13 protein-coding genes are annotated in these 12,448 nt (G+C 70.6%); all 13 read left to right on the top strand.

The annotated features are described in order from the left end of the window. Positions 1 to 547 precede the first annotated feature (547 nt). The 13 genes from ACH4FH_RS30950 (at position 548) to ACH4FH_RS31010 (ending at position 12,406) form a co-directional block, all read left to right on the top strand. Positions 548 to 724, top strand: coding sequence for a hypothetical protein (locus tag ACH4FH_RS30950; protein ID WP_398559259.1), 177 nt, complete (start codon positions 548 to 550; stop codon positions 722 to 724). A 39-nt stretch (positions 725 to 763) separates the two neighbouring features. Continuing rightward, positions 764 to 1,096: a dihydrofolate reductase family protein gene (locus ACH4FH_RS30955; protein ID WP_398559260.1), complete on the top strand. Its 333-nt coding sequence runs from the start codon at positions 764 to 766 to the stop codon at positions 1,094 to 1,096. A 409-nt stretch (positions 1,097 to 1,505) separates the two neighbouring features. Next, entirely contained in the window at positions 1,506 to 3,140 is a 1,635-nt protein-coding gene (locus tag ACH4FH_RS30960) for an ABC-F family ATP-binding cassette domain-containing protein (protein WP_398559261.1), read from the top strand. Positions 3,141 to 3,359: 219 nt separating this feature from the next. Then, positions 3,360 to 4,130: a GntR family transcriptional regulator gene (locus ACH4FH_RS30965; protein ID WP_398559262.1), complete on the top strand. Its 771-nt coding sequence runs from the start codon at positions 3,360 to 3,362 to the stop codon at positions 4,128 to 4,130. 221 nt (positions 4,131 to 4,351) lie between these two features. After that, positions 4,352 to 5,473 (top strand): TIGR03364 family FAD-dependent oxidoreductase, encoded by a 1,122-nt coding sequence (locus ACH4FH_RS30970; RefSeq protein WP_398559339.1) that lies wholly within the window; start codon positions 4,352 to 4,354, stop codon positions 5,471 to 5,473. A gap of 20 nt (positions 5,474 to 5,493) precedes the next feature. Continuing rightward, entirely contained in the window at positions 5,494 to 6,189 is a 696-nt protein-coding gene (locus tag ACH4FH_RS30975) for a phosphonatase-like hydrolase (RefSeq protein ID WP_398559263.1), read from the top strand. 1 nt (position 6,190) lies between these two features. Then, on the top strand, positions 6,191 to 7,366 hold the full coding sequence (locus tag ACH4FH_RS30980) for an ABC transporter ATP-binding protein (protein ID WP_398559264.1): 1,176 nt from the start codon (positions 6,191 to 6,193) through the stop codon (positions 7,364 to 7,366). Then, on the top strand, positions 7,363 to 8,310 hold the full coding sequence (locus tag ACH4FH_RS30985; RefSeq protein WP_398559265.1) for a 2-aminoethylphosphonate ABC transporter permease subunit: 948 nt from the start codon (positions 7,363 to 7,365) through the stop codon (positions 8,308 to 8,310). Before ACH4FH_RS30980 ends, ACH4FH_RS30985 begins: the two co-directional genes overlap by 4 nt. After that, complete coding sequence (locus ACH4FH_RS30990) at positions 8,297 to 9,094, top strand: ABC transporter permease (RefSeq protein WP_398559266.1); 798 nt, start codon at positions 8,297 to 8,299, stop codon at positions 9,092 to 9,094. The genes ACH4FH_RS30985 and ACH4FH_RS30990 overlap by 14 nt, the downstream gene beginning before the upstream one ends. 63 nt (positions 9,095 to 9,157) lie before the next feature. Beyond that, on the top strand, positions 9,158 to 10,234 hold the full coding sequence (locus ACH4FH_RS30995; protein WP_398559267.1) for a 2-aminoethylphosphonate ABC transporter substrate-binding protein: 1,077 nt from the start codon (positions 9,158 to 9,160) through the stop codon (positions 10,232 to 10,234). A 77-nt stretch (positions 10,235 to 10,311) separates the two neighbouring features. Beyond that, positions 10,312 to 10,746 (top strand): MerR family transcriptional regulator, encoded by a 435-nt coding sequence (locus tag ACH4FH_RS31000; protein ID WP_398559268.1) that lies wholly within the window; start codon positions 10,312 to 10,314, stop codon positions 10,744 to 10,746. A gap of 159 nt (positions 10,747 to 10,905) precedes the next feature. Beyond that, positions 10,906 to 11,715, top strand: coding sequence for a class I SAM-dependent methyltransferase (locus ACH4FH_RS31005; protein WP_398559269.1), 810 nt, complete (start codon positions 10,906 to 10,908; stop codon positions 11,713 to 11,715). Further along, on the top strand, positions 11,702 to 12,406 hold the full coding sequence (locus ACH4FH_RS31010; protein WP_398559270.1) for a M24 family metallopeptidase: 705 nt from the start codon (positions 11,702 to 11,704) through the stop codon (positions 12,404 to 12,406). The genes ACH4FH_RS31005 and ACH4FH_RS31010 overlap by 14 nt, the downstream gene beginning before the upstream one ends. Positions 12,407 to 12,448: the final 42 nt, after the last annotated feature.

Consider the following 12,448-nt stretch of genomic DNA (forward strand, 5'->3'; position numbering starts at 1 on the left):
AAGACGAATTGATTCCTGCAGGTCAGACGGGGTGCGAATCAACTCTGCGGCGAGTGAACTTGGTGGCGTCGTCCTGCCCCGTCTCGGGGGAGGGGCAGGCCGACGGAACAGGTAGCTGAAGCAACCGCCATGACACCGGGGGACTTTCTTGCAGTTCCGACGTGCTGCAACAGCCGCGGTTACTCCAGGCACGCTGGGCCTGAACGTGCTGCCGGGAACGGCGCACGCTCGCGACAGCCACCGACCGTGACGAAGGCAGCTTCGCCCGGCACGCTGCGCCCAAGCCCGGCGGCAGTCCGGAAAGCCCCGCCGATGCCCAGCTCACGCTGATGTTCCCCGGCGCTCCAGGGGCCCCCGAACCGCTGCCCGCCGAAGAACGGTGGACCTCGTCCCGCACGGCACGATCACCGTCCCGGTCCGCGGTATACCGGCACTCGGGTGAAGGTATGCAGACCCATGGCGTCGCCGACCGATGAGTTCCGTCGATCCGGCCAGTCTGCATTCTCGACACGTTGACCACGGGCATCGATGGCAAGGAGCAATGACGATGCGGAAGATCATCGAGCAGGCGGTATTCACCCTGGACGGCCAGGTCAGCACGCCCCAGGAATGGCTCCCCACCAGGTGGGCCGGCGATTTCGAGCGGCTGTCCAAGGACCTGCTCCGCTCCGTCGACGCGCTCCTCTACGGGCGGATCAGTTACGAGAACCACGCCGAGGTGTGACCGACCCTGGAGGAAGCGTTCGGTGACTACGCGGTCCGGATGAACGCCATCCCCAAGCACGTGGCGTCGCGCACCCTCACCGAGGTGAAGTGGAACGCCACCCTGCTGGGCGACGATGTCGTCGACGCCGTGGGCAAGCTGAAGGAACAGCCCGGAGGCGACATCCTCAAGGTAGGCACCGGCGGCTCGTTCAGCCGGACGCTTCTCGAGCACCGGCTTGTCGACGAGTACCTGTTCTGGCTGTTCCCGGTCGTCGCCGGCAGCGGCGAACGGCTCTACGACGGGATCGCCACCACGGATTTCGACCTGGTCGACGTCAAACGGCTGGACAACGGCATCCTCGGCCTCACCTACGTTCCGACCGCCGGCTGACACCCGCCCTCGAACCAGGTCCGGGAGTCCAGCCCAAGGCCACCACACACCGACAGGAAATCAACGACAACCGCCGCCTCTACGACGCCACCCGCCCTCCGCGAACCCAGCCCTGATCGCCCACCCGAGCCGTCCACAGATTCTGACCAGTGGTCGCCGCACGGGTCCCGGGCGCGGTGTTTGTTAAACTCAACGTATGCATTTCTACTTCCTCTGACCGGGCCTGCCGGCCCCGCCCTCACCTGACGCGTGAGGCGCCGGGAGCCGCGACGTCGCCCGCGGCCCGCTCTGCCGGCCGGAGCCTGGCCGCCATCAGACGAAGGCGCACGCACCCTTCTCGCCACACTGGTTCGACCAGGGGTGAAGTGCGCCTTCTTCCGGAGCCCGGAAGACCCGGAGGAACAAGACCTTGAACCCCCTCACCCTGCCTGCCCGCGCCCGCGCCCAGCTGACCTGTGCCGACGTCCGCGTCGAGCGCGGAGGCCGCACCGTTCTCCGCGATGTCGAGATGAAGGTCTCGCCCGGATCGCGCTGGGGCGTCGTCGGCGAGAACGGGCGCGGCAAGACCACGCTGCTGCACGTACTCGCCGGCGCCCTCGTCCCGGACGCCGGGAGCGTGCACCGGACCGGCACCCTCGCCCTGGCCGAGCAGGAGATGCCGGCCGAGGAGGCGCGTACCGTCGGTGACTTCATCGATGAGCACCTGGCCGACGCCCGCGCGGCGCTCGCCGAGTTCGGTGCCGCCGCGGGAGCCCTCGCCGACGGTCACCCCGGGGCGGACCGCGCCTACGCCCACGCCCTGGAGGCCGCGCGGTCGCTGGACGCCTGGGACGCCGACCGGCGTGTCGATGTCGCGCTCGCGGGTCTCGGCGCGGTCAGCGACCGCTCCCGCCCGCTCGCCACGCTCTCCGTCGGCCAGCGCTACCGCATCCGCCTGGCCTGCCTGTTGGGAGGCGAATTCGACTTCCTGCTGCTCGACGAGCCGACCAACCACCTCGACCTCGCCGGGCTCGAGTTCCTCACCGCCAGGCTGCGCGCCCACCCCGGTGGCGTCGTCGTGGTCACCCACGACCGGGCACTGCTGGCGGATGTGGCCACGACCGTCCTCGACCTGGATCCGACGCGGGACGGCCGCCCCGCCGTCCACGGTGGCGGCTACGCCGGCTACCGCGAGGGCCGTGAATCCGAACTTGCCCTTTGGGAGGAGGAGTTCGAGCGGCAGCAGGCCGAGCACGCCCGGCTCACGCAGGCCCTTTCCCAGGCGCAGAACCGCCTCAGCACCGGGTGGCGCCCGCCCAAGGGAACCGGCAGGCACCAGCGCGCCACCCGTGCCGGGGCGCTGGTCCGCTCCGTGCGCCGGCGCCAGGAGGACCTGGAGCGGCACAAGGTCACCGCGCCTGTGCCGCCCCAGCGGTTCTGCCTGCCGGCACTTCCCGCCCGGCCCGGCGCCGTACTGCTGCGCGCGGACCAGGTGACGGTGGATGGTCGGTTGTGTCAGCCGGTCAACCTGGCGCTGCACTCCGGCGACCGGCTGGCCGTCACCGGGCCCAACGGGGCGGGAAAGTCCACGCTGCTTTCCGTACTGGCGAACGCGGCAGGGCTTGTCCCGAGCGCGGGCCGGCTGCACCGGGCAGGCGACGCGCGGGTGCGGCTCCTCGGACAGGAGTCGCCGCGAGCTTCGCGTCGGCGGGCCCGTCAGCTGTACGAGGCGCACACGGCGCGGCTGGTCAGCGCAGGTGTGCTGACGGCGGGCGAGGTGGTCGGGCTCGGGGCGCTGGGCCTGCTCACCTCGCGCGACGCCGACAAGCCCGTGGCCGAACTGTCCATGGGGCAACAGCGCCGACTGGAGCTGGCGTTCGCGCTCGCGGCCCGCCCCCACGTGCTGCTGTTCGATGAGCCGACGAACCACCTGTCGATCACCTTGGTCGACGAGCTCACCGAGGCGCTACAGGCGGCTGAGGCGGCCGTGGTGCTGGCCACGCACGACCGGCAGCTGCGGCGTGACGTCAGCTCCTGGCCGCGACTGGACCTGGAGGTTCCCTGAGGCGGGTGACGGTGCGGGCGTAGGGACTCGCAGCCGTTGACCTCGGAGGGGACGGGACCCCGGTCCCGGCCCGTCGCTCGGACGCCGCGGCAGCCACGGGCCTGCTGATCGCCGCCGGTCTCGTGGCGGCCACGGACCGTCGGCTCCCGCGCTGAGCCGTACCGGCGAGGCCGCGCCCCGGGTCCCGGCCGCCCCCCGCCGTAGTGGGAGGATCACGGCGTGGAGTTCCCGTACGGCCAGGATCCTGGCGCACCCATCCGGTCCGGTGTCCCCGAGCACGGACGCATCCCCAAGTACTACGCGGCCAAGGTGGAAATCGCCGCACTGCTGGAGGAGTTGGGCGAAGGCGAGGTGCTGCCCACGGAGCGCGAACTGGCGCTGCGCTTCGAGGTCTCCCGCGAGACCCTGCGTCAGGCACTGCGGGAGCTGATCCTGGAGGGACGCCTGCGACGGCTGGGGCGCGGCACGGTCGTCGCAGGGCCCAAGCTGGAGCAGCCGCTGTCCCTCGCCAGCTACACCGAGGGCGTACGCGGCCAGGGTCGCAAGCCCGGGCGGCATCTGGTCGGTCTGGACCGCTTCCCGTGCTCGCCGGCGCTCGCCGGTGATCTCGGGATCGAAGTCGGCGACGCCGTTTGGCACATGGAGCGGGTGCTGCTGGCCGACGACGAGCGGGTCGGGCTGGAGAGCACCTATGTCGCCGTCGAGCGGGTCCCGGACCTGGCCACCGGCTTCGCACCGGACTCGTCCTTCTACGCCTACCTCCGCCGGCAGCTCGGCATCGGCTTCGGAGACGCGGACGAGCGGCTGGAGACCGTCCTGGCCACCCCGCGCGAGGCGCTGCTGATCGGCACGCCGGGGGCTCTGCCGATGCTGCTGATCCACCGGCTGTCGCGGGACACCCGGGGTCGCCCGCTGGAGCGGGTGCGCTCGCTCTACCGGGGGGACCGGTTCTCGTTCACCGCCCACCTGGGCACGCCGACGCCGGGCTGATCGGGGCGCGCCCAGGCCGCAGTCGCAGCCGTACCCGCACCCGCACCCGCACCCGCGGGCAATAGTCCCGGCCGCCGCACACCGGCCGACCCCGTCCCGCGAAAGCCCCGCGCACAAAGATCACGACAAGATAACGGGTCTAGGCCAACCTTGCGTCCGTGTTCACCGCCGCGTCGCCGGACGACCCCCGACGGGTCACCCGCCGCCGCGACCGTCTGGGCATGCGAGTCATAGTTGTCGGAGCCGGTGCGCTGGGAACCATGCACGCCTGGCAAGCAGTCCAGCGGGGCCATGAGGTCCTGCACATCGAGCGGGAGGCCGAGGCCCGTGGTGCCTCGGTCCGTAACTTCGGACAGATCTGGGTCAGCGGCCGGGCCGGCGGCGAGGAACTGGCCACCGCCCTTCGCGCCCGTGAGCTGTGGGAGGCCATCGGCGCCGATGTCCCGGGGATCGGTTTCCGGGCCACCGGCTCGCTGACCGTCGTCAAGAACGCCGCCGAGCGGGCGGTCGCCGAGGCCGCCACCCGCCGCCCCGACGCCGCCGCCCGGGGCTACCGGCTGCTGGACGCCGCCGAAGCACGCGCCCTCAACCCCGCCCTGCGCGGTGAGTTCGCCGGCGCCCTGTGGTGCGAACGGGACGCCGCCGTCGAGCCCAGGGTCGCCCAACGCGCCCTGAAGACAGCCCTGTTGGAGTCCGGCCGCTACCGCTACCTCGGTGGCCGGGAGGTTCGCGAGGTGGTCGGCGATCGCGCCGTACGCGACGATCACGGCGACGTCCACCACGGTGACGCCGTCATCCTGTGCACGGGCGCCTGGCTCGGCGGCCTGGTCCGCGAGCTGATCCCCGAGCTGCCCGTGCGCCGGGTGCGGCTGCAGATGATGCAGACCGACCCGCTCGGGGAGCCGCTGACCACCTCCGTCGCGGACGCCGACAGCTTCCGCTACTACCCGGCGTACCGGAGCGACGCCCTGGACGCGCTCAACACCGGCCAGGCCCAGACGCCGACCGCCGCCGCGCACAAGATGCAGCTGCTGATGGTCCAGCGCGCCGACGGCGGACTGACCATCGGCGACACCCACGAGTACGAGGCGCCGTTCGCCTTCGACACCGTCGAGGAGCCGTACGAGCATCTGACCGGTGTCGTCGAGTCGATCCTGGGCCGCACGCTGCCCCGGATCCGCCGCCGCTGGGCCGGGGTCTACGCGCAGTGCACCGACACCTCCCGCGTCGTGCACCGGCAGCAGGCCCGCGACAGCGTCTGGCTGGTCACCGGCCCCGGCGGGCGCGGCATGACGTGCTCCCCGGCAATCGCCGAAACCACCGCGAACGAACTGAACTGGTGAGGAAGTTGAGACAACCCGAGATGGCACCCGACCCGCGCGACATCCAGTTGGTCGTCCTCGACATGGCCGGCACCACCGTCGCCGACGACGGCCTCGTCGAGCGGGCCTTCGACGCCGCCGCCCGCCACCTGGGCGTCGAACCGGGCAGCGCCGACCACGCCGAGAAGCTCGCCTACGTACGGGCCACCATGGGCGAGTCCAAAATCTCCGTCTTCCGCCACCTCTTCGGCGACGAAGCCGCCGCCCGGCGCGCCAACACCGCCTTCGAGACGGCATATGGGGAGCTTGTCGACGGCGGCCGGATCGCGCCGGTCCCCGGCGCCCGCGAGGCGATCGAGGCGCTGCGGGCCGCCGGACGCACCGTCGTGCTCAGCACCGGCTTCGCCCGGGTCACCCAGGACGCCATCCTCGGCGCGCTCGGCTGGCAGGACCTGGTCCCGCTCACCCTCTGCCCGGCGGACGCGGGCGGCCGGGGCCGCCCCTACCCCGACATGGTCCTCACCGCACTGCTGCGTACCCACGCCACCGACTCCGTCCAGCGGATCGCGGTGGCCGGCGACACCTCGTACGACATGCTCTCCGGGCGGCGGGCCGGCGCCTCGGTCGTCGCCGGTGTGCTGACCGGTGCGCACGACGCGGCGCAGCTTGAGGCGGCCGGCGCCACCCATGTCCTGGGCTCGGTCGCCGAACTGCCCGCGCTGCTGGGGGTGGTGTGAGATGCCCGCGTCAGTCGCCACGGAATCCGCTCGGATCGCCGACGGGTCCACGCCGCCGGCCCGGCCCGCTTCGGGCATCCGCTTCGACAACGTCTCCGTGGCCTACGGCAGGCACGGCGAGCACACCGTCCTGGACTCCTTCGACCTGACCGTTGAACCGGGCGAGGTGATGGCTCTGCTCGGCCCGTCCGGCTCGGGCAAGACCACCGCACTGCGGGCGGTCGCCGGATTCGCCCGGCCGGTCTCCGGGCGGGTGCTGATCGGTGGCCGGGACGTGACCGAGCTGCCGCCCCACAAGCGCGGCATCGGCATGGTCGTCCAGCAGTACGCGCTGTTCCCGCACATGAAGGTCGCCGAGAACGTCGCCTTCGGCCTCAAGGCGCAGAAGACGCCGCGCGCCGAGATCCCCGGTCGCGTCTCGGAGGCGTTGGAGATGACCGGCATGACCGCCTACGCCGGCCGACATCCGCGGGAGCTGTCCGGAGGCCAGCAGCAGCGGGTCGCCCTCGCACGGGCGCTCGCCATCCGCCCCGGCGTGCTGCTGCTGGACGAACCTCTCTCCGCACTCGACGCACAGCTGCGCTCCGGAATGCTCGCCGAACTCGCCCGGCTGCACCGCGAGTTGCCCGACGTATCGATCCTCTATGTCACCCACGATCAGATCGAGGCGCTGACCCTGGCCGACCGGATCGCGGTACTGGACAAGGCCCGACTGCAGGACTGCGACACCCCGCAGCAGCTCTACCGGCGCCCACGCACCGAGTTCACCGCCTCCTTCGTCGGCACCGCCAATCTGCTGCCGGTGACGGTGCGCGGCAAGGGCGTCGACTTCGCCGGGCAGTCGCTGACCGTGCCCGTCGACGAGGAGGCGGCCGAGGGCGCCACCGCAACCCTCTGCGTGCGGCCGCACCTCATCGGACTCGGTGAGAGCCCGGGGACCGGCGGCCACCACAACACGCTGCGCGGCACGGTCACCGAAGTGCAGTGGCGCGGCTCGACGCACCGTCTCTACGTGGCGGTCGACGGCCACCGTGTCCTGGCCGACGTACGCGAACTGCGCGAGACACCGGCGCTCGGCGACGAGGTCACACTGCACTTCGCGCCCGGGGACGCGGCCCTCATTCCGGCGGGGCTCACCGAGACCCCGGCCGGGTTCACCGAGGACGGGTTCGCATGACTAGGACCGATACGGCGGAGGCTGCCGCGCCGTCCGCGCCGGTACGGGCCGCGGAGAGCGCCCATCCCCCGGCCCGCCCGCGACGCACCGCCGCTCTCTGGGCCCTGCCCCCCGTCGCCGCCCTCGCCCTGGTCTTCCTCTACCCCTTGGCCCTGGTGCTGTGGCAGTCCTTCACCCCCGAGGACGGCGGCCACTCCACCGCCCCCTACGCCGCAGTCCTCGCCGAGGCGTCCTTCCGCGAAGCGCTGACGAACACCGTGCTGATCGCCGTCGGTGCCACCGTCGGCGCACTCCTCCTCGGGACGGCGCTCTCCCTCGTGATCGCCTTCGTCCCGCTCCCCGGAGGCAAGGCACTCAGTCGCTTCATCGACCTCTTCCTCGCCTTCCCCTCCTTCCTGATCACCCTCGCCCTGCTGTTCCTCTACGGCACCGTCGGCATGGCCAACAGCCTGTGGACGGACCTGACCGGCGCCGCCCACGGACCACTGGACTTCCTCCACACCCCCTGGGGCGTTCTGCTGGCCGAGGTCACCTACTTCACCCCCTTCGTGATGCGGCCGCTGCTCGCCGCCTTCACGCAGATGGAGACCGGGCAGCTGGAGGCCGCCGCCTCTCTGGGCGCCCGCCCGTGGCGGATCGTACGGAGGGTGATCCTGCCGGAGGCGCTTCCCTCGCTCGCGGCCGGCGGCGCGCTCGTCCTCGTCCTCTGCCTCAACGAGTTCGGCATCGTCCTCTTCACCGGCGCCAAGGACGTCGTCACGCTGCCGATGCTCGTCTACACCAAGGCGATTCTCGACGGTGACTACACCGGAGCCTGCGTCGTCGCCGTCGTCAACATCGTGCTGTCCGTCGCGCTATACGCCCTCTACCGGGGCGTGATGTCCCGTACGGGCGGCGGCGCCGGCCCACGCTCAGGAGGTGCGCCCCACCGTGCTGGTGCATAGCAAGCCCGCCCGCCGGGCCGTCCACATCCTCTTCCTCGCCCTCTTCCTTCCCGTCTTCGCCCTGCCGCTGCTGGTGATCGTCGCCGCGTCCTTCGCGAGCAGTTGGAGCGGCACCCTGCCCACCGGCGCGACCCTGACGCACTATCAGGACATCTCGTCCGGAGAGGCGCTGAACGCGCTGCTCACCAGCATCCTGACCGCGCTGGCGGCGAGCGTCGCCGCTCTCGCCGCCGGCACCTGGGCGGCCCTGGCCGCGGAGAAGCTCGGGCGACGTACCCGCCGCATCGTCGACGGACTGTTCCTCCTCCCCGTCGCCGTACCCTCCGTGGTCGTCGGCCTGTCCCTCCTCGTGGCCTTCTCCCGGCCTCCGTTCCTTCTCAACGGCACGCCCCAGATCGTGATCCTCGCGCACACGGTGCTGGTCACCGCCTTCGCCCACCAGTCCGTGACGGCCGCGCTGGCCCGCCTGGACCCGGCGTACGAACAGAGCGCGGCCGGCCTCGGGGCCCGCCCCGCCTACGTCCTGTGGCGGGTCAAGCTGCCCCTGCTCCTGCCGTCCCTCACCGCGGCCGCTGGCCTGTGCTTCGCCCTGTCCATGGGCGAGCTGAGCGCCACGATGATGGTCTATCCCCCGGACTGGCTGCCGCTGCCGGTCCAGATCTTCGCCGCCACCGACCGCGGCGCCCTCTTCGCCGGCGCCGCCCTGGCGGTGGCCCTGATGGTCGCCACCCTGATCGGCCTCCTCGGCCTCTCCCGGATCCGCACGAAAGCGTCCTACCGCTGAGGGACGTCCGACCGACCGCCCGAGCCCCTCAACACCCTTACCTCTACCAGGAGTTACTTCGCCATGTCCCGCCCTGGCCTCCCCTCCCGCAAGTCGCTCGTCGCCTGCTGCGGCGCCCTCACCCTCGGCACCTCGCTCACCGCCTGCGGTGGCGCCTCCACCTCCGACCCGAACGCCAAGGAGATCACCGTCTACAGCGCCGACGGCCTCAAGAGCGAAAAGGGCGACGGGTTCTACGACACGGTCTTCAAGGACTTCGAGAAGAAGACCGGCATCAAGGTCAACTATGTGGAGAGCGGGTCCGGCGCGGCCGTCCAGCGACTGGCCCGCGAACGGGCCAACATCAAGGCCGATGTGCTCGTCACCCTCCCGCCGTTCATCCAGCAGGCCGAGGGCAAGGGCCTCCTGGACACCTACCGCCCCAAAGGCTCCGACCAGGTCGTCGCCGCGGACAAGGACCCCTCCGGCAAGTGGACCTCGATCGTCAACAACTACTTCTGCTTCATCTACAACAAGAAGGAGCTGAAGCGGGCCCCCGCCACCTGGCAGGACCTGCTGGACGCCAAGTTCCGGAACAAGCTCCAGTACTCCACACCGGGCGTCGCCGGCGACGGCACCGCCGTCCTGATCAAGGCCCTGCACGACTTCGGCGGACAGCGCCCCGCCATGGACTTCCTCAAGAAGCTCCAGGCCAACAACGTCGGCCCGTCCTCCTCCACCGGCCAGCTCGCGCCCAAGACCGACAAGGGCGAACTCCTGGTCGCCAACGGCGATGTCCAGATGAACTACGCCAACCTGAAGTCGATGCCGAACCAGGGCATCTTCTTCCCCGCCTCCTCCCCCGGCAGCAAGCCCACCACCTTCGCCCTCCCCTACGCGGCCGGCCTGGTCAAAAGCGCCCCGCACCGCGCCAACGCCCAGAAGTTCCTCGACTATCTGCTCTCCGAGCCCGTCCAGCGCCAGGTCTCCGCGGTGGGCGGCGGCTTCACCTCCCGCAAGGACATCAAGGCCACCGACGACCACGCCACCGAACTCGCCAAGATCATGAAGGGCGTCGAGATCTTCCGGCCTGACTGGAACGACATCGACAAGAACCTGGACTCGTATGTCGAGGCGTGGAGGGAGGCTACGGGGGGCTGACTCGCTGCCCACCGGGAGCCGCGGCCGCAGACCGGCTGCTTGACTCTCCCATCGTGGGAGAGTCGAAGGTTGGGCGCATGCACGTCCCCGATGACACGTTCTGGACTATCGGAGAGATCGCCCGGAAGGCCGGGCTCACGGTGAAGCTGGTTCGGCACTGGTCCGACATCGGCGTCATCGCCCCCGCTGGTCGTACTGCCGCCGGCTACCGGCTCTACGACGCCGAGGCCCTCGCCCGGTTGCAGCTGACCCGGACCATGCTGGGCCTGGGCCTGGGCCTGTCGACGATCAAGGACGTACTGGAGCGCGGACACACCATGGCGGAGATGGCCGCGACCCACATCGACGCGCTGGAGACGCATCATGACTGCGATCGCCACCGGGGCACTCTTGGAGTCGTCTCCAGTTCCCACGTGCGAGGCATTTGGGGGATTACCTCAAGCATTTGCCAGTTCATTTACGGATCTGCATCGCAGTTGCAGTATGGGGAGGGTGTGGTTGCCGGCGTGTGAGGAGGCGGAGACGGTGGGCGGTGTCGCGGAGGACTGCGGGGCGCCGGACCGGCGTCGGCGTCTGCTCCGGTCCGGGCCGACCCCGCCGCCGTGGAGTGCCGACACACCAGGCACCAACGGGGCGGGGTTATTCCTGCTCACGAGGCGAGGTATGGATCCATGAAGGTACAAAGCCTGGACGGCAGTGCGAGTGACGTCGACTACGGCAGCATCGGCACCGGCTATGCGGGCTACCGCCGCCCCGACCCCCGCATTGCCCAGTTCATCGCCGACGCGCTGGGCGGTGCCCGTGCGGTGATCAACGTCGGTGCCGGCTCAGGGTCTTACGAGTCCGCAGCCCCCGCCGTGACGGCCGTGGAGCCTTCCGAGTCGATGCGTGCGCAGCGTGCGCCGGGCCTGCCTCGGGCGGTGAACGCGGTGGCGGAGCACCTGCCGTTCCGGGGCGGGGAGTTCGACGGGGCGATGACGCTGTTCAGCGTCCATCAGTGGAGTGATATCGAGGCGGGTCTGCGCGAGATGCGGAGAGTGACCCGGGGCCCGGTGGTCGTGCTGACCTGTGATCCGGATACGGTGCGGGACTTCTGGCTCCACGAGTACGCACCCGAAGTGCTCGACACCGAAGCCCGTCGGTATCCGTCGATCGAGAAGATGGCCGCCTGCCTCGGTGGCAGCTGCAGCGTGCAGGCAGTGCCGATCCCGTGGAGCTGCACGGACGGCTTCAACGAGGCGTACTACGGGCGGCCCGAGATGCTGCTGGACCCGGCTGCCCGACAGGCATGCTCGGCCTGGAGTTTCGTCGACGACGGCGTGCGCGAACGGTTCACCACACGCCTGCGTGACGACCTGGATTCCGGCGTGTGGGACGAACGGTTCGGCCACCTGCGCACCCAGGCGTTCTACGAGGGGTCGCTCGTCATCATGCGCGCGACACCGCAAGACAACGAGGAGCACCACCATGGGCGTACCTGATCGCATGGACGAGGAACTGCGCGTCCTGGGTCTGGTGGAGGCTCAGCGCAGGGCAACGGCTCTGTTCGCCGAGGTCGAAGCACGGCGCCTGGTGGCGCCCGGGGCCGGTGAGCGGGAGGTCAGCGACCGGATCCGGGACCTGGCGAACGAGATGTTCGGGACAACCAAGCACTGGCACAAGCGAATCGTCCGCTCCGGCCCGAACACCCTGCTCCCGTATCGGGAGAACCCGCCGGACCGGATCATCGGAGAGGACGACATCGCCTTCGCCGACTTCGGTCCGATCTTCGAGGAGTACGAGGCGGACTTCGGCCGCACGTTCGTCTTCGGCGACGACCCCACCAAGCACCGGCTGCGGGAGGACCTGGCGAGGGTCTTCGCGGCAGGCCGACGCGCGTTCCAGGCTGATCCGCACATCACAGGGAAGCAGCTGTACGCCGACGTGGAGCGGCTGGCGGCGGAGGCCGGCTGGGCCCTGGGCGGCTGGCACGCGGGGCACCTCGTCGGGGAGTTCCCGCACGAGACGATCGACGGCGCCAAGACGGACTCGTACATCCTGCCGCACAACGACCACCCGATCCGGCGCACCGACAGGGCGGGGTGGCGCTGCCACTGGATCTTGGAGATCCATCTGGTGGATGAGCGCAAGGGGTTCGGCGGTTTCTACGAGCAGTTGCTGGACCTGGCCTGAGGACGTCACACCGGTGGTGTGCGCCCCTGGCGGGGTGTTCCG

It is taken from the genome of Streptomyces sp. NPDC017993 (genome assembly GCF_044328065.1).
Lineage (GTDB): Bacteria > Actinomycetota > Actinomycetes > Streptomycetales > Streptomycetaceae > Streptomyces.